This is a genomic window from Dactylosporangium sp. NPDC049525 (assembly GCF_040676755.1).
Taxonomy (GTDB): domain Bacteria; phylum Actinomycetota; class Actinomycetes; order Mycobacteriales; family Micromonosporaceae; genus Dactylosporangium.
The window spans coordinates 1-18,121 of the sequence record NZ_JBFAPO010000037.1 but is presented as its reverse complement, the minus strand read 5'-3'; the positions used below and the strand labels follow the sequence as shown (position 1 = coordinate 18,121).

The 18,121-nt window shown below is 71.1% G+C and carries 9 protein-coding genes; all 9 read left to right on the top strand.

Translation table 11 applies throughout. From position 1 onward, the window contains the following. Window positions 1–90: 90 nt before the first annotated feature. Window positions 91–1,185, top strand: coding sequence for a 4-hydroxyphenylpyruvate dioxygenase (hppD, locus tag AB0K00_RS37910; RefSeq protein ID WP_363531028.1), 1,095 nt, complete (start codon window positions 91–93; stop codon window positions 1,183–1,185). Between the two features lie 238 nt (window positions 1,186–1,423). Further along, window positions 1,424–2,236 carry an AfsA-related hotdog domain-containing protein gene (locus AB0K00_RS37905; protein WP_363531025.1) on the top strand — a complete coding sequence of 271 codons (813 nt, stop codon included), beginning with the start codon at window positions 1,424–1,426 and terminating at the stop codon, window positions 2,234–2,236. Continuing rightward, window positions 2,233–3,291, top strand: a complete 1,059-nt coding sequence (locus AB0K00_RS37900) for a ketoacyl-ACP synthase III family protein (protein WP_363531022.1) — start codon at window positions 2,233–2,235, stop codon at window positions 3,289–3,291. Before AB0K00_RS37905 ends, AB0K00_RS37900 begins: the two co-directional genes overlap by 4 nt. Next, entirely contained in the window at window positions 3,288–3,884 is a 597-nt protein-coding gene (locus AB0K00_RS37895) for an isoprenylcysteine carboxylmethyltransferase family protein (protein ID WP_363531019.1), read from the top strand. The genes AB0K00_RS37900 and AB0K00_RS37895 overlap by 4 nt, the downstream gene beginning before the upstream one ends. Continuing rightward, the gene (locus AB0K00_RS37890; RefSeq protein WP_363531067.1) at window positions 3,884–4,495 is read left to right on the top strand and encodes a nitroreductase family protein; all 612 of its coding nucleotides are present in this window, start codon (window positions 3,884–3,886) and stop codon (window positions 4,493–4,495) included. The genes AB0K00_RS37895 and AB0K00_RS37890 overlap by 1 nt, the downstream gene beginning before the upstream one ends. Further along, complete coding sequence (locus AB0K00_RS37885; protein ID WP_363531017.1) at window positions 4,492–7,098, top strand: PEP/pyruvate-binding domain-containing protein; 2,607 nt, start codon at window positions 4,492–4,494, stop codon at window positions 7,096–7,098. The genes AB0K00_RS37890 and AB0K00_RS37885 overlap by 4 nt, the downstream gene beginning before the upstream one ends. After that, entirely contained in the window at window positions 7,095–8,246 is a 1,152-nt protein-coding gene (locus AB0K00_RS37880) for a cytochrome P450 (protein WP_363531014.1), read from the top strand. Before AB0K00_RS37885 ends, AB0K00_RS37880 begins: the two co-directional genes overlap by 4 nt. After that, a complete protein-coding gene (locus tag AB0K00_RS37875; protein ID WP_363531011.1) occupies window positions 8,243–9,085 on the top strand; it encodes a hypothetical protein in 843 nt (280 codons plus the stop codon). The genes AB0K00_RS37880 and AB0K00_RS37875 overlap by 4 nt, the downstream gene beginning before the upstream one ends. An 840-nt stretch (window positions 9,086–9,925) precedes the next feature. Continuing rightward, window positions 9,926–18,121, top strand: an 8,196-nt coding sequence (locus tag AB0K00_RS37870; RefSeq protein WP_363531008.1) for an SDR family NAD(P)-dependent oxidoreductase, incomplete at its 3' end; no start/stop codon positions are given.

The window sequence follows — 18,121 nt, the reverse complement described above, 5'->3', positions numbered from 1 at the left end:
GCCCGCTGCCGTGCGCAGAGCGGCCGTGATCCACCGGGCCGGCGCAAGGCCCGGGCCCGCCCGATCAGAAACCCGAAAGGGAAGCAGGCCATGGAGATCCTCGACACCGACCACATCGAGATGTTCGTCGGCGACGCGCGCCAGGCGGCCCGCCAGCTGTGCGCGACGCTCGGCTTCCACGTCTACGGCCAGGGCGGCCCGGAGACCGGCCTCGCCGGTCAGCGCAGCGTGCTGCTCGGGCAGCGCGACATCCGGATCCTGCTCACCTCGGGCCTCAGCGGTGACCACCGGGCCAGCCGTTACGTGGCGCAGCACGGCGACGGCGTCGCCGTCGTCGGCTTCGGCTGCACCGACGTCGAGGCGGCGTTCGCCGAGGCGGTCGCGGCCGGCGCGGTGGTAGTCGAGGCGCCGCGCCGCTTCGAGCACGACGGTTCGACGGTCGTGACCGCGGAGGTGTCCGGCTTCGGCGACGTGACGCACCGCCTCGTGCAGCGCACCACCGGCGACGGGCAGTTCCTGCCCGGTGCGATCGACATGTCAGTGGCGCCCGAAGCGCCGACGGACGCGGACCTGCTGCACACCATCGACCACGCCGCGATCTGCCTGCAGGCCGGCGAGCTCGACCCGACGGTGCAGTACTACGAGCGGGTCTTCGGCTTCACCATGATCTTCCAGGAGTACATCGAGGTCGGCGAACAGGGCATGCAGTCCAAGGTGGTGCAGAGCCCCTCCGGCGGCGTGACATTCACGCTGATCCAGCCGGACCTGAGCCGCCGCGCCGGCCAGATCGACGACTTCCTCGCCTGGCACGAAGGCGCCGGCGTGCAACACATCGCCTACAGCACCCACGACATCGTGACCGCCGTGCGCACGTTCAGCGCGCGCGGCATGGAGTTCGCCGAGACCCCGACGAGCTATTACGACATGCTCGAAGCGCGACTGGGTCCGGTCGACGTGCCGGTGGCGCAGCTCAGTCCGCTCGGCATTCTCGTCGACCGGGACCACTGGGGCCAGATGTACCAGATCTTCGCCAAGTCGATGCACATCCGGCGCACATACTTTTCCGAGCTCATTGACCGGCACGGCGCGCGGACCTTCGGCACGAGCAACATCCCGGCGCTGTACGCCGCGAAGGAACGCGAACTCGCCGCGGTGCGCGACACCACCGACGGCCTGCGCGGTTGAGCCCTGCCTTCCGATCTGCCGCGGCGTGTTGCCGCATTGTTTCAGCATTCGGCGTGCAACTGAGGCAGGTGCTCAGTTGCACACCGATTGGATGAATGGCGATTGTCCGAAAAGCTGAGTGCGGGTGAATGCCGCATGTTTTCTCAGTATTGACGTGAACAAGTGCTACCCGGAAACTTCGATGCTTCCAACGCGTCATGGATGAATGGGGGCATCGATGCGGACGGCTGCGTTGCGCATGGACCGGAAACATCCGTTCTTCTTCGACCACCCGGTCGACCACCTGCCCGGGAACCTGCTCGTCGCCGGTCTGCTCGACCTCGCCGACGACGTCACCGGTGGGGCACTGCGGCAACCCGACCGCCGGATGCGGCTCGCGTTCACGTTCCCGGCGTTCGGCGAGCTCGACGCGCCCGTCGAGCTGCGCTGCGAGCCCGACGGCGAGACCCTCGGCCTCACCGCCGCCCAGCCGGGCGGGGCCGCCGGCCGAGACATCTGCCGCGGCACGCTCACCGTCACGGCCGGCACCCCGCTGCCTTCCGCGGCGCCGCCCGGGCACCGTCCCGCCGTGCCGGGCCGCGCGGCCACCGCGACGCTGGATGCCACCGCGACGCTGGAGGCCCCCGCAGAGCCGCGGCTCGTGCACCGGGCCGACGAGAGCACCGTCATGGCGGGCACGCTCACCGAGGAGGGCCCCGGCGAGTTCACGTCCGCCGTCCTGCGCTGCCCGAAGCTCGCCGAACCCGGCGAGCTGCGCGACCCGATCGAGGTCATCGAGGCCGCCCGGCAGCTCATTCTCATGCTCGGTCACGTCGCCAACGGCCACCCGTACGACTCCCATGTGGTCTGGATCGACCTCGAGGCCGACGTGCCGACCGCCCCGCCCGGCGACCTGCCGCTGCGGCTGCGCTGGCGGACCCCCAGCGGGAAGGCCCGGCCGCGGGTCGCGTTCGACATGTGCCTGCTGTACGGGTCGACCGAGCTCGGCACGGTCCGGCTGGTCACGCACACGATGTCGCCGGCCGCGTACCGGAAGCTGAGGTCCGCGTGAGATTCGACGAGCTGTGGCTGGCGAGCGTCGGCACATACATCCCCCCGGTGCTCAGCGTCGCCGACGCGGCCCGGCAGGGCTGGTGCGACGCCGAGCAGGACGGCTGGACCGGGGTCGCGGTCGCCGGTGACATGGCACCGGTCGACCTGGCGCTGCGGGCCGCCCGCAGCGCGATGGCCCGCTCCGGCGTCGACCCGGCCGACGTCGGGCTGCTGCTGCACGTGACGTCGGCGCCGCAGGGCCCGAACGGCTGGAACCCGCAGCACTACCTCGAACACCACGCCATCGGCCGCGGGGTGCCCGCGATCGAACTGCGGCAGGGCAGCGCCGGGATGCTCAACGCGTTCGACCTCGCCGCCGGGCACCTCACCCGCGGGCCGGGCGCGGTCCTGGTGACCAACGGCGACAACTTCGGCGTGGAGCCCGCAACCGGCTACGACCCGCAGGTCCGCTGGCGCTACGCGACGAACGCCGGGACGAACCGCGGCTCGATCCTCGGCGACGCGGGAACCGCCGCGGTCCTGAGCAACCGGGGCGGGTTCGCGCGGCTCCGCAGCATCGTCAACCGCTCGCTGTCCGATCTGGAGGAAATGTACCGCGGCGACGAGCGGATCTTCCCACCGCCGGTCGCCGCGGACGGCCCGGTGCGCCTCGGCAACCGGTTCGCCGCGTACGACGCGAAAGGCCCGGGCCGCCTCGCCACCGCGCTGCGCCGCCTGCGCGACGCCCGGACCGAGACCGCCGAGCAGGCCCTCGCCGAGGCCGGCATCACCGCCGCCGAGGTGGCCCGCGTGCTGCACGTGTTCGCCGGCGACGAGCGCTACGTCAAGCACGTGCTCAAGCCGCTGGGCATCGACCACACCCGCGGCATGCTGGAGTTCGGCCGCAACCTCGGGCACCTCGGCTCCGGCGACCAGGTCGCCGCCCTGGAACACCTGGTGCTCACCGGGCAGCTGGAGGCCGGCGACCGGGTCCTGGTCATGGCCAACGGCACCGGCATCGCGGTCGGCGCCGCCGTCCTGGAGATCGTGCACCGTCCGGAGTGGACCGCATGAGGACCGCACCCTGGATTATTTTCGTCACCGCGTTCGGGCTGCTCACCGGTGGCGTCTACGTGCACCGTGCCGATCCGGCTGTGCTGGTGGTGGTCGGTCTGTATGTGTTGTGGTTGTTGGTGGAGGCGCCGGTGGCGTTGCGGGCTACGAGTGCGCCGCAGGATGCGTGGACGATCGTGCCGTATGGCGCGTCCCGCCTGGCGGTGATTGGTTGTTGCCTGTTGGTGCCGGGGGAGCGTCCGGCGTGGTTCTGGGCGGCGGTTGCGCTGTTCGTTGGTGGTGTGGTGCTGCGGGAGACTGCGATCCGCACCCTGGGCCGGTTCTACTCGCATCATGTGGTGCGTCGCAGCGATCAGGTCGCGGTCACGCACGGGCCGTACCGTCTGGTCCGGCACCCCGCCTACGCCGGCATGATCGTGGCCCACCTAGGTCTCGTCGGGTGTTTCCCCGGTCCCGCCGCGGTCCTGGCGCTGTGTGCCCTGGTCGGGTCCATCGTGTGGCGGTTGCGGGTGGAGGAGCAGGTGCTGTGGGACATGCCGGGCTACCGCGACTATGCCGTGGGCCGCAAACGTCTGGTCCCGGGCGTGTGGTGATGCACGCGGAAGAGGTCCTCGCCACGACCCGGTCGGTGCGCCGCCGTCTGGACCTGACCCGTCCCGTCGACGTGGCCGATGTCCGTGCCTGCCTGGAGTTGGCTGTGCAGGCGCCGACCGGGGCGGGTCGTCAGCATTGGCGGTGGATTGTCGTCACCGACGGCGGGCTGCGGTCCGCGATCGGCAAGGTGTACCGGGCGGCGTTCGAGCAGCGGTATCCGCCGGATGTCACCGACCCGGTGGTCCCGCCGCGGGATATGGTCAGCGCTCGGTATCTCGCGGAGCATCTCGGGCAGGTGCCGGTTCTGGTGGTGCCGTGCCTTTCGCTGCCGAACGGTCTCAGCGCCGGTAATCAGGCCGGCACGTGGGGGTCGTTGCTGCCCGCTGCGTGGAGTTACATGCTGGCCGCTCGGGCTCGTGGTCTGGCCACGGCGTGGACGAGTGTGCACCTGGATCGGGAGGCTGAGGTCGCTGCGCTGCTGCGGCTGCCGGGCCATGTCCGGCAGGGTGCGTTGATCCCGACCGCGTATCCGATCGGCGGCGAGTTCCGTCCGGCGCGGCGTGGTCCGTTGGATGACGTCATTCACATCGACGGCTGGAACGAGACATGACGATCACGACCGTCCTGGACGTCACCGACCCGGCCCTTGTGGGGCACAAGTTCGCCCGCCTGCACCGGATGCGGGCCGCCGGGTTCCCGGTGCCCGACCTGATCGCGGTGCCCGCGACGGCGTTCGACGACGCCTTCGCAACCGTCGAGCTCGGTGACGGGCCTGACCGGTGGGAGCGCGCCGCCGCAGCGTTGCGGGCCGCGCCCGTGCCGCAGGAGATCCTGGACCAGGTCACCGACCGGTTCGGCCCGGATACGGTGTTCGCAGTCCGTGCCTGTGCTGTCGCGTCCACAGTGGATGGTTCAGACGGGGAGGACGGCACTGATCCGTTCGCGGGGATGAGCGACAGCTTCCTGTACGTGCCTGCGGATCGGGTCGCCGATCGGATCGCGGCCTGCTGGGCGTCGGCGTTCACTGCGCGGGCAGTTGCCTACCGGGAGTTCCGTGGTTTGGACCCGGCCCGGACTCGGATCGCGGTGGGTGTGCAGTTGATGGTGCCGGGCACCCGCTCGTTCGTGGTGTTCACTCGTGACCCGCGCGACGGCGCCCGGCGCACCGTGATCGCCGCCGCGCACGGCATCGGCGAGGGCGTCGTGCAGGAGAAGGCCGACGTCGACCACTTCCACGTCACCGGCACGACTGTGACCGCCGATCTGGTCCGCAAGGAACGCATGGTCGGTCCGCCCCCGGCCGGCAGCGATGAGCTTGCGCTGCTGCCGGTGCCAGCAGGCTTGGCCGCCGCGCCGGTGCTGGATGACCGCACGGCTCGTGCCGTCGCCGCGCTCGCGGCGCGGGTGGAGGTGTTCTTCGGCGGTCCCCAGGATGTTGAGGGCACGATCACCGCTGACGGTGTGCTGCATCTGGTGCAGGCGCGGCCGATGGTGCTGCCGGCTGGGCCGCCGTTGTATTGGGCGAATCACAACATCACCGAGAGCTATCCGGGTGTGTCGGGTGCGCTGACGTTTTCGCAGGCGCAGGAGTTCTACCGACGCGCGTTCGGGGACATGTATCACCGCATGGGTGTGCCGGCCCGCACCGTGGATGCCAACCGGCATCACTTGGAGCAGTTGGTCGCGCACCTGGACGGCCGGGTGTACTACCGCCTCGCGGCGTGGCATGCGCTGCACGGACAGATGCCAGTGTTCGACCTGGTCCGCGACGTGTGGCAGGACGGCATGGGTGTCACCGGCGAAGCCCGCCCACCCGTCACCCGCTCCCGCCGGCGGGCGTGGCTGGCGCTGCCCGGCACGGTCCTGCGCGCCACCCGCCACCCGAGGCGGGCCCGGGAGTTTCTGCGCTGGTGGGACGGTGTCATGACGGACGCCGGTGACCTGTCCGGGCGCACCCCGCATCAGCTCGTCGACGAATACCGCAGATTATGGGCGGCGGTCAGCGTCCGCTGGGGTGTCACGCTCACCAACTCCATTTATGGGTTGCTCGCGGTCAAAGCCCTGATGCGGCTGCTGGACCGGTGGGCCGGCGGTAAGGGGATGCTGACCGGTCTGTTGACCGGTGGGCCTGCGAACCGGTCACTGCAGGCGGTCCGTGCCAGCGTTGCCCTCGCCGAGCTTGTCGCCGCCGATCCGGACCTGCGTGCCGCTGTCGAGTCCGGCGAACGGCCCCGCGAGGTCTGGCGTGACATCAGCGCTGGGCGGCACGGCGCGGCCCTGGCCGAGGCGGCCGCCGACTATCTGCGCCGCTACGGTGACCGTGCCCTGCACGACCTCAAACTCGAACAACCGACGCCGCGGCAGCAGCCGTGGACTGTCCTGGAACTGTTGCGTCCGTACATTACCCAGGGCCGCACCGTCGAAGCCCTGCTGGAAACCGAGCAGCAGGCCGCCCGGCAGGCCGCGGAGGAACTCAGCACACGCTGCCCCGGCCGGTTGCGCCGCGCCGTCGTGCGCGGCCTCGCGCGATACGTCCGGTATATCGCGCGGGTCCGGGAAGACACACGCTTCTGCCGCACACAGTTGTATGGACTGTCCCGCGAGATCCTGTGGCGGCTCGGCAGCGACCTGCATACCACCGGGCACCTCGACGACCCGCTCGACATCCGCGACCTCACCGTCGCCGAAGTTCTCGGCGCCTACGACGGCACCCTGCCCTGCGCCGCGCTGCGCGACCTCGCCGCCGCCCGCCGCCGCGAACGCCTCCTCACCGAGACCCGTCCCAACCGCGCTGGGCTGCTACGCACCCCAGCCACTGGCCCGCTCGCCGACACGCTGCCCGACGCCGTCGAGGTGACCGCGGCCCCCGCCGTCGACGCCGCCGGGGTGCTCACCGGGCTGGGCTCCGCGCCCGGCGTCGTACGCGCACCGGCCCGCCTGGTCCTTGACCCGTCCGTGGCGCCGGAGACGTGTCGTGATGCGATCCTCGTCGCCCGCGAAACCGACCCCGGGTGGCTGTTTCTGATGATGGCGGCGAAAGGCCTCGTCGTGGAACGCGGCACCCTGCTGTCGCACACCGCAATCACCGGACGGCTCCTCGGCGTGCCGACCGTCGTCGCCGTCCACGGCGCCACCACCCGCATCCCCGACGGCGCACTGATCGAACTCGACGGCACCGCCGGCACGGTGCGCATCCTCCCGGAGCAGGCATGACCGAGTTTCCGTTCGACAGCCGGCCCGGCGTAGCCCTGGACCCCGGGCAGGCGGCGTTGTTCCGGTCGCAGGCCCTGGTGCCGGTCCGCATCCGCGGCAACCATCCGGCGCTGCTCGTCACCGGCCACGCCGACGTGAAGACCGTGCTGTCCGACCCACGGTTCAGCCGACAACAGTGGCATGGCGGCACCATGTTCGCCCGCAGCCCGGACACCCTCGCCCTGGCCACCACCGACCCACCACTGCACACCCGACGCCGCCGGACCGTGCAGGCCGCCTTCACCCATCGGGCCGCGGAGACCGATCGGCCGTGGATCGAGCAGATCGCCGACGACCTGCTCGACGCGGCCGGCGCGAAGCCGGGACCGGTCGACCTGGTTGCCGCGTATCTGCGGCCGCTGCCGTACCTCGTCGTCGCCCGGATCATCGGCGTCCCCGACGGCGACGTCGAGCTGCTGAGCGCGTGGACCGACGCCATGATGTCGGCCGGCCGCTTCCGGGCCGAGGAGGTCACCGCGGCGACGGCCGCCATGCACGGCTACTTCCGGGAACGGCTCGGCACCGGCGACGGCCTCCTCGCCGCCCTCCCGGCGGCTCCGGACCCGCTCAGTGAGCAGGAGATCGTGGTCATGGCCGCCGGTCTCGTCATGGCCGGCGGAGATGCCACTGCGAGCCATCTGAGCAGCTGCGCGTACCACCTCCTGCACGACGACGAACTGCGCCGCACCCTGACAACAAAACCCGACCTGATCCCCGCCGCCGTCGAAGAACTGCTGCGCTGGGTGTGGTTCGCCGGGACCGGCGGGCAACCACACGTCCTGCTCGCCGACGCGTCGCTGAGTGGCGTGCCGTTGCGGGCGGGGCAGGTCGTCATCCCGCTCACCGACGCCGCCAACCACGACCCGGCGGTCTATTCGGACCCGGACGAGTTCCGCCTCGACCGGCCCACCAACCCGCACCTCGGCTTCGGCCACGGCCGGCACATGTGCCTCGGCGCCCCGCACGCCCGGGTCGAACTGCGCACCGCGATCAGCGCCCTCCTGCGCCGCTTCCCCGACCTGCGCGCCGCACCCGACCCCGACGGCCCGGCGTGGCGGGACCGGATGTTCCTGCGCGGCCTGTGGCGTCTACCGGTGCACCTGCGATGAGGGCGTTCATCCGCGGCAGCTACCCGCTGGTGCCGTCGGTGCTGTTCGCGGTCTGCTGGGCGTACGGCGTCACCGGCCTGTTCGCCCTCACCGACCCGCACGGCGGCGCCTGGCGACCCGGCACTGGCACCGCCCTCGCCGCGCTCACCATCGCCCTCGACATGCTGCTCATGCGCATCGTCGACGACATCCGCGACCTGCCCTACGATCGCGTGCACAACCCAGACCGCCCCCTGGCGCGCGGCGACGTCAGCGCGTCCGTGCTGCTGCGCTGGTACGCCGTTGTCGCGATCGTGCTCGTCGCGGTCAACCTGCATGATCCGCGGGCCGCCGCCGTCATCGCGGTCCAGCTGGTCTATGCCCTGCTCCTGTTGCTACCCGGACCGGACCCGGGGCGCCTGGTGCTGACCCTGGCGCTGAGCTGCCCCGTGCAGCTGCTGTTGCACCTGTACCTGTACCTCGGTTACCTGCGCGCCACCGGCGGATCGTTCGACGCGGCGTTCTGGCCGGCGCTGGCCGTGGTGGTCCTCGCGTCGCTGCACCTGGAGGTGGCCAAGAAGATCACCCGGGCCCCACGTCCGGGCGAGCGCACCTACGTCACCACGTTCGGCCTGCGCGGCACCGTCGTCACCGCCCTGGTCGCCGCCGCCGGTGCCGCCGTGCTGCTGCTGGCGGCGGCCCGGCACCCTGGCCCCTGGACGCTGCTCGCGCTGGTGCCCGTGGCCCTGCCGGCCCTGGCCTGGTGGCATTTCCGCCGGGCGGAGCGCTGGGACGCGCGGCTCGCCGCCTATTTCCTGCTCGCCTCGTTCGCCACCTGGGCGGCGCTGGCCGTGGTCTGAGTCCGGGTGTTCTTCCCGGATCTTGTATTGCGCACCTTCTACCACATATTGATGTCGAAGGGGGGTCCCTGACGTAAGTTCCGAGCCAACTATGAGGATTGCGGAGATCGACGCTCTTGTGCAGTCCGCCAGGTGGCCTTACTTGTCGCAGGACTCGCTATTTGGAGAAAGATTCAGAATCGGAAAATGTACAGATCTGGACGGTGGTGAGGGTCACAAAGATTCCGATCGCGCTTACGCAACCGGTGCGCATCTTCATGGCGGGACGCTGCCATGGAGGGTCCCGCCACCCCGCGCCGGCAAGGCGGGTATGACCGGCGCGCCGATGCGCGCAGGTGCTGGTCGGGGCCGGTATTGGCACACGGCCGGATCTGCCCCGTGGCCTCAGCGTACGCCCCTGACGTGGCCGGGGCGGCCCGCCATGCCCTGTTGACCTTGGACATGGATTGGAATCGTTGCTACTGTGGGCCGAAGAACGCGCATTGACGGGGATGCCTTCTTGTGACCATGGGGGAAACATGATCGCACACGCGACGAAGTGTGCCCGCAGCCGCTCTGGCTGCGAAGACAGTCGCCATTTGTTCTTGGCCGCTCTGCCCATCGTTCGGCGCGGTTACAAGGTTGTTTCGCGCTAGTCAACTCTTTGTAACCTGCGCACGCGCGTGCTCTCGCTGTGGCCTACCGGCGCCGGAGTCTGTGCGCCGCAAATCGGTCGACGCGGCATTTCGATAGAGCGACATCGGTTGCACCACCGATGCCGTCGGCACCTGTCTGCCTATTGGCCGCCTTCGAACACTTCGGGCTGTGCGCTCGTTTCCTCCGGAAGGACTGCCAAGATCCATGAGTGATGTGCTGGGTCGGTTGCTGTGGCATCACCTGCGGGCCGTCGGATGGCTGGAGGCGCACGACCCGACCGACGTCGTCTCGCTCAAGCGGCGCTTGCAGCTGCCCCACCACGTCGAGAGCTGGCTCGACGCAAGCCTGACCATGCTGGCGGACCTGGGGCTGGTCCGCTATGACACCGCGACCGGGACCTGCACACCGTTGGCGCCTACCAGGCAGCCCGCCCAGGACGTCGAGGCGACCTGGCAGGACTGGGAAGCGATCAGGGAGACCCTGTTCGCCGACGCCGGCGTGCGGCCCCGTCTCGTCATCGCCGAGAAGATGCTGCGGGCCATGCCGCAGCTGCTCAGCGGCGAGAAGTTGACCACGGACATCCTGTTCCCGGGTGGCTCCTCGGACCTCGTGCTGTCCGTCTACCGCGACAACCCGGTCGCCGAGTACTTCAACGGGTCGGCGGCGGACGTGATCGCCGCCTACGTAGAGGAGCGGCTGCAGGCCGACCCGGCCGCCCGGCTGCGCGTGCTGGAGATCGGCGCCGGCACCGGCTCCACGAGCGCGGTGGTCTTCCCGGTGCTGGAGCCGTATCGGGACGCGATCGACGAGTATGCGTTCACCGACCTGTCCAAGGCGTTCCTGCTCGCCGCCGAGGAGAAGTTCGGACCGGCCGTGCCGTATCTTGCGCCGCGGCTGCTCGACATCGAGCGGTCACCGGCCGAGCAGGGCTTCGCCGGCGGCTACGACATCGTGCTGGCCGCGAACGTCCTGCACGCCACCCGCCGCATCCGCCGGACCGTCGCCAACGTCAGGACCCTGATGCGCCCGCACGGGCTGCTCGTCCTGAACGAGATGAGCGGCATCGACCTGGTCACCCACGTGGCGTTCGGGCTCCTGGAAGGGTGGTGGCTGCACGAGGACCCGGAGCTGCGCGTGCCGGGCAGCCCGGCCCTGACACCCGACACCTGGACCGAGGTCCTCGAGGAGGCCGGGTTCGGCTCCGTGTTCTTCCCCGTCGAGGAGGCCCACTCGACCGGCGGTCAGATCATCGTCGCCGAGGCCACCGCGGCCGCGCAGCCGGCTCGCGACACCACCCCGGTGCCGCGGTCCACGCCGGTCCCGCGGTCCGCGCCCGAGCCGGCGCCGGCCGTCGACGACGATCTGCTGAACGAACGGGTCGGCGAGGTGCTGCGGGCCGAGCTCGCGGCGACGCTCAAGGTGCCCGCCGCCTCGCTGCAGGACGACGTGGCGCTGCGGGACTACGGCCTGGACTCGATCCTGGGGATCCAGTTCGTGCGCCGGGTCGGTGACCTGTTCGGTGTCGAGCTGCCGACGACGGTGTTGTTCGAGCACGGTTCCCTGGACCGGCTGGCGACGCACCTGGTGTCTTCTGGTGGCGCATTGCAGGTCGTCGCACCTGAGCCCGTTCCTGTGCCTGCCCCGGTCGTCGTTGCGGCACCGGCGCGGCGGCCGTCGGAGCCGGGGCGTGGTGAGCCGGTGGCTGTGGTGGGTGTGTCGGGTCGGTTTGCTGGTTCGCGGTCGGTGGATGAGTTCTGGTCGCGGTTGGTGGCGGGTGAGGACCTGGTGGGTCCGGTGGATCGTTGGGATCTGCCGGCGGGGGTGGAGTGCCGGCGGGGGAGTTTCGTGCCGGGGTTTGATGAGTTCGATGCGTTGTTCTTCAACGTGTCTGGGCTTGAGGCGGGTCTGATGGATCCGCAGCAGCGGTTGTTTCTGGAGGAGTGTTTTCTGGCCCTGGAGCAGGCCGGGCTGGTGGGTTCGGGGGTGGCGGGTGCGCGGGCCGGGGTGTTTGTCGGCTGCACCGGCGGTGACTACCACCAGCTGCAGGAAGACCGGGCTCTCGCGCCGCAGGGCATGGCCGGGCGCGCCGGATCGATCCTCGCGTCGCGGATCTCGTATCTGCTGGACCTGCGCGGGCCCGCCGTCGCCGTGGACACGGCATGCTCGTCGTCGCTGGTGGCCGTGCACCTGGGCGTGCAGGCGCTGCGGTCCGGTGAGGTCGACGTCGCGGTCGCCGGTGGCGTCTCCGTGCTCAGCACCCCTGAGTTCTACCTCTCGACCGGGTCCGCGGGCATGCTGTCCCCGTCGGGCCGGTGTGCGGCGTTCTCCGCAGGTGCGGACGGGTTCGTGCCGGGCGAGGGCGTCGGGGTCGTGGTGTTGAAGCGGCTGTCGGACGCGATCGCCGACGGCGACGTCGTGTACGGCGTGCTCCTCGGCTCCGGCATCAACCAGGACGGCGCATCCAACGGCATCACCGCGCCGAGCGTCGGCGCGCAGGAGGCGCTGCTGCGGTCCGTGTACGCCGAATCCGGAGTCCGCCCCAGCGACGTGGAGCTGGTGGAGGCGCACGGGACCGGCACCGCCCTTGGCGACCCGGTCGAGTTCGAAGCGCTGTCCCGAGTGTACGGCCCCGACTCGGACCAGGTCGGCTGGTGCGCGCTGGGCACGGTGAAGACGAACATCGGCCACACCGCGTCCGCGGCGGGCGTCGCCGGTCTGGTGAAGGCGCTGTGGAGCATGCGGCACGGGCAGATCCCGCCGGTGCTGCACTTCGCCGGCCCGAACCCGGGGATCGCACTGGACGGCAGCCCGTTCGCCGTGAACACCGAGGTCCGGCCGTGGCCGGTCGGCGCGGGTGGTCGCCGGGTGGCGGCGGTCAGCGCGTTCGGGTTCAGCGGCACCAACGCACACGTGGTTGTGACCGACGGCGTCGCCGCGCCGCCGCCACCGCCCCCCGTCGAGGGCGCCTGGCCGGTCATGGTGTCCGCACCGACCCGCGACCAGCTGGTGGCGCAGGTGCGGCGACTCGCCGACTGGTGCACGGGCCCGCAGGCGAGGGAGGTGCGGTTCGCCGACGTGAGCCACACCCTCGCCCTCGGCCGGCGGCACCACCGCGGGCACCGCCTCGCCTGCACCGCGCAGAACGCGACCGAACTCGCCGACCTGCTCAACCGCTGGCTCGACACCGGCCAGGCCCCCGGCGTGCACGTCTCGCCGGACACGACGGACGAGGACCGGCCGCCGTCGCTGCGCGGCCAGGCCGGCAAAGCCCTCCGGGAATGCGCCGCCGGGGCCCTCACCTCCGCCGAGCGCCTCGACCGGCTCGCCGTGATCGCCGGCGCCTATACGCAGGGCGCCGACCTCGACCTCGCACCGCTGTTCACCGCCGGCGGGTTCCGGCGGGTGCCGCTGCCCGCCTCGGTGCTCGCCCGCCGCCGGTACTGGATCGAGACCGGCGCCGGGGCCCAGCCCGCGGGCGGTCCGGCACTGCATCCGCTCGCGCAGCGCAACACCTCGGACCTGTTCGCCCAGCGGTACACCACCACGCTCACCGGCACCGAGTTCTTCCTCGCCGACCACCTCGTCGGCGGCGTCAGCGTCCTCCCCGGCGTCGTCTCCGTCGAGATGGCCCGCGCCGCCGTCGCCCTTGCCCTCCGCGCACCCGACGCGGCCGTCCGGCTGACCGACGTCGTCTGGCCGCGCCCCCTCGTGTGGGGCACCGACCCGGCCGACGTGCACGTCACCGTCGCCGCCCAGGGCGACGGCGTGACCTTCACCGTTCACGGCGGCGAGCAGCAGCTGGGCGACGCGTCGCCGGTGTACTGCCAGGGCGGCGCGACCCTGATCGACGAGCCCGCCCCGCCCACCGCCGACCTCGCCGCCCTGCGCGCCGCGAGCAGCGCAGACAGGTTCAGCGCCGCGGAATGCTACGCCGCGCTGCGTGACCGAGGCGTCGAACACCGCAGCCGGCTGCAGGCGCTGCGCGAGGTCACGGTCGGCGACCGGCAGGCCCTCGCCCGGCTCGAACGGCCCGCCGGCGCTCCCGACGACCCGCGGTTCGGCCTGCACCCCAGCATCCTGGACGCGGCCCTGCAGGCCATCGCGCCGCTCACCGTCAACCTCCGCGAACGCACCGGCGACGACGCCCGGGTCGCGGTGCCGTTCACGGTGCGGCAGATCGACGTCCTGCGACCGTGCCCGGCGACGTCTTGGGCGTCGGTCCGGGTGACCGGCGACCTGACGTTCGATGTGGACGTCACCGACGACGCGGGCCGGATCGTGGCGAGCCTGCACGGCCTGACCCTGCGTGCCACCGGCGGCGAGTCCGGAACCTTCGCCCCCGTCCCGTCCGGCGACGGCGTGTTCGTGGCGCCGGCGTGGGAGCTGGTGCCCGCCGCCGATCTCGCTGGTGGGTTCGACGTTCCCGGGCCTGTGGTGGTCGTCGGTGAGCCGGGTGCGTTGCGGGACCGGCTGATGGCGGCGTTCGGCGGGGTCGCGGCCGCGCCGGACGGTTCGGTGGGGCACGTGGTGTGGCTCGCGCCGCAGTCTGCCCAGGATGTGGTGGCGGCCCAGGACGCTGGAGTGATCGGTCTGTTCGGTGTGGTGAAGGACCTGTTGGGCGGTGGGGTCGGGGACCGGGTGGTGGGTTTGACGGTGGTGACCGTCGGGTCCATATCGGTGTCCGGCGAGCAGGTGTTGCCGGCGCATGCGGGTGTGCATGGTCTGGTGGGTTCGTTGGCGCAGGAGTTCCCGCATTGGCGGGTGCGGCTGCTGGATCTGCCCGCGGACGCGGCGTCGTGGCCCAGCGATGTGGCGCTGGCCGGGTTCGGCGCGGGTTGGCGGGGTTGGGCGTTTCGGGATGGTGGCTGGTATCGGTGCCGTTGGCTGCCCGCGGCGGTGCCGGCTGCGTCGACTGGTGGGTTCCGGCGTGGTGGCGTGTACGTGGTCGTCGGTGGTGCCGGTGGTGTCGGGGTGGCGTTCTCGGAGTATGTGGCTCGCGTGTATGGGGCGCGGTTGGTGTGGTTGGGTCGCCGCAACCTCGATGCGGAGATTGAGGGGTTGTTGGATCGGGTGGGTCGGGTTGGTCCGCGTCCGGTGTATGTGCGTGCGGATGTGACGGACCGTGCTGCTGTGGAGGCGGCGTACCGGCAGGTGATGGAAACGTTCGGCGTGGTGCATGGGGTGGTGCATTCGGCGTTGGAGTTGGCGGATCGTGGCCTGCTGGGCATGGATGCGCAGGAGTTCCGGCGGACGTATGACGCGAAGGCTGCCGGGACGGTGTGGCTGCTGGATGTGTTCGGGGCTGCGGCGTCTCTGGAACTGGTGTTGATGTTCTCGTCGTTGAATGCGTTCCTGCGGGCGCCGGGTCAGTCGAATTATGTGGCTGGGTGTGTGTTCCAGGATGCGTTCGCCCGGTCATGGGCGGTGGGTCGTGACTGTGTGGTGAAGGTGATGTATTGGGGTTGGTGGGGCAGCGTCGGTGCGGTCGCTGGGGAGGGGTTCCAGCAGCGGATGGGCCGGGTCGGTCTCGGCTCGATCGAGGGCGCCGATGGTATGGCGGCGCTGGAGGCATTGGTCGCGGCGCCGGTGGACCGGCTGGGGTATCTGCGGGTCCGGGACGTGGTCGAGCTCGCCGGTGAGACCGTCGTGCCACTACCCGAAATCGCCCTCGGCCCGGCCGAATCCCACACCGGATCGATCCTGCCGATCCTCGACGAACGGCACGGCACCGCGACCCCACCCGCCGAACTGGCCCTGCCCGCCGGACAGGACCCCGGCGACGGGCTCGACGGACTCCAGACCGACCTTCTGTGGACCCAGCTGCACGCCACCGGCTGGTTCGCGAACCCGACCGTCGACCGCGAACACCTCGGCGAGCACCTGCCGCCGCACCTCTCCACCTGGCTCGACGAGACCCTGCGCATCCTCACCCTGCGCGGCCACCTGCGCCGCGACGGCGACCGGTACACGGTGTTGCGGCCCCCGCCGGCCGACGCCTGGGCGCGCTGGGACCAGGCCCACCGCACGTGGGTGAACGACCCCGAGTTCCGCACCCAGGCCGTCCTCGTCGACACGGTGCTGCGGGCGTTGCCGGACGTGCTGTCAGGCCGTCGGCTGGCGACCGAGGTGATGTTCCCGAACTCGTCGATGGACCTGGTGCAGGGTCTGTATCAGGGCAACGCCCTCGCCGACTTCTTCAACAGTGTCCTGGCCGACTCGCTGGTCGAGTTCGTGCGGGCGCGTCCCGATGGTGGTCTGCGGATCCTGGAGGTGGGTGCCGGGACCGGCGGCACCAGCTCGATGATTTTCGACCGCCTGGTGCCGTGGCGGGACAGGGTGGCGGAGTACTGGTACACGGATGTGTCGCCGGCGTTCCTGTCGCATGCGGAGACGGTGTATTCGGGTCGGGCGCCGTATCTGCGGCTGGGGTTGTTGGATATTGAGCGGTCGCCGGTGGGGCAGGGTGTGCCGGTTGGTGGGTTCGATGTGGTGGTGGCGGCGAATGTGTTGCATGCGACGTCGCGGATGCATCGCACGATGCGGCATGTGAAGGCGTTGCTGCGCCCGGGTGGGTTGCTGCTGCTGAACGAGTTGACCCGTAACCAGTTGTGGGCGCACGTGACGTTCGGGCTGCTGCCCGGATGGTGGCTGTCGGAAGACCTGGCACTGCGCGAGACCGGCAGCCCGGCCCTCGACGCCGCCGCGTGGCGGCGCGTCCTCGAACAGACCGGCTTCGTCCGGCTCGGATTCCCGCTCGGCGAACACCGCCCCATCCAGCACCAGCTCGTCATCGCCGAAAGCGACGGCGTGATCGCCCTCGAGACCGACCCGAACACCCGGCCGACCAAGGCGGGCACCGAACCCGCGACAACCGCACGCACGGCGGCCGTCCCCGCGGCGGGCGTCGACCTCGTCAAGGTCGCCGTCGGCCACGTCCGCGACGTGTTCGCCCGGGTGTTGCGCCTGGAACCGGCCGACATCGACCCGCGGATGCCGTTCGAGACCTACGGCATCGACTCGATCGTCGTCGTCCAGCTCGCCGCCGCCCTGCGCGACACGTTCGACGACGTCACCGCCGCGCTGCTGTTCGAACACCGCAACCTGCACTCCCTCGCCGAACACTTCGCCGAACAGCACCCGGAGACCGTCCGGGCGATGCTCGGCACCACGGAAACCGCGCGGGCACCGATGCGCACGACCACCCCGGCGCCGCAGCCGGCGATCCAGGACACCCCTGGCCAGGCGGCCGGTGACATCGCGATCATCGGCGTGGCCGGCCGGTACCCGCAGGCCGGCGACCTGACCGAGTTCTGGCGCAACCTGCGCGACGGGCGCGACAGCGTCACCGAAGTACCGGCCGAACGCTGGGACCACCGCGCCTTCGGCGGCGACGCCGACGGCAACACCCCACGATGGGGCGGCTTCCTCGACGGCGTCGACGAGTTCGACCCGCTGTTCTTCAACATCTCCCCACGCGAAGCCGAATACCTCGACCCGCACGAGCGGCTGTTCCTGCAGTGCGCCTACCAGACCCTGGAGGACGCCGGCTACACCCGCGCCCGGGCCGCGGCGTCCGGGCCGGTCGGTGTGTTCGTCGGCGCGATGTACCAGGAATACCAGCTGCACGCGGCGCAGGAGCAGCTACGAGGCCGCGCCGTCGGCATCCCCGGCAACCCGGCGTCGATCGCGAACCGCGTGTCCTACGTGTGCGGCTTCGAAGGACCCAGCGTCGCGGTCGACACGATGTGCTCGTCGTCGCTGACCGCGATCCACCTCGCGTGCGAGAGCCTGCGCCGCGGCGAGGCCAGCATGGCCCTGGCCGGCGGCGTCAACGTCACCATCCACCCGAACAAGTACCTGATCATGCAGCAGAGCGGCCTGCTGCCGAGCGGCGGCCGCTGCGCGAGCTTCGGCGCCGGCGGCGACGGCTTCGTCCCCGCCGAGGGCGTCGGCGCCGTGCTGCTCAAGCCGCTCGCCGCGGCCCTTGCCGACGGGGACCAGATCTGGGCCGTCATCAAGGCGTCCGCCGTCGGGCACGGCGGGAAGACGAACGGTTACACGGTTCCGGACCCGGCGGCGCAGGCCAGCGTGATCGACCGGGCGTGGTCCGCGGCCGGGGTGGAACCGGCGTCGATCGGCTACCTGGAGGCGCACGGCACCGGCACGGCGCTCGGCGACCCGATCGAGATCGCCGGGCTGGCCCGGGTCTTCGGCGGGGCGGCGCCCGGGTCGGTGCCGATCGGGTCGGTGAAGTCGAACATCGGCCACGCCGAGAGCGCCGCCGGCATCGCCGGACTCACGAAGATCCTGCTGCAGCTGCGGCACAACCAGCTCGCGCCGTCGCTGCACGCCGACGAACTCAACCCGCACATCGACTTCACCAGGTCCGTGTTCCGCGTC

What these genes read in the sequence shown, in the direction of transcription:
- hppD (WP_363531028.1), top strand. Translation starts at nt 91, where the DNA reads ATGGAGATCCTCGACACCGACCACATCGAGATGTTCGTCGGCGACGCG.
- AB0K00_RS37905 (WP_363531025.1), top strand. Translation starts at nt 1,424, where the DNA reads ATGGACCGGAAACATCCGTTCTTCTTCGACCACCCGGTCGACCACCTG.
- AB0K00_RS37895 (WP_363531019.1), top strand. Translation starts at nt 3,288, where the DNA reads ATGAGGACCGCACCCTGGATTATTTTCGTCACCGCGTTCGGGCTGCTC.
- AB0K00_RS37890 (WP_363531067.1), top strand. Translation starts at nt 3,884, where the DNA reads ATGCACGCGGAAGAGGTCCTCGCCACGACCCGGTCGGTGCGCCGCCGT.
- AB0K00_RS37885 (WP_363531017.1), top strand. Translation starts at nt 4,492, where the DNA reads ATGACGATCACGACCGTCCTGGACGTCACCGACCCGGCCCTTGTGGGG.
- AB0K00_RS37880 (WP_363531014.1), top strand. Translation starts at nt 7,095, where the DNA reads ATGACCGAGTTTCCGTTCGACAGCCGGCCCGGCGTAGCCCTGGACCCC.
- AB0K00_RS37875 (WP_363531011.1), top strand. Translation starts at nt 8,243, where the DNA reads ATGAGGGCGTTCATCCGCGGCAGCTACCCGCTGGTGCCGTCGGTGCTG.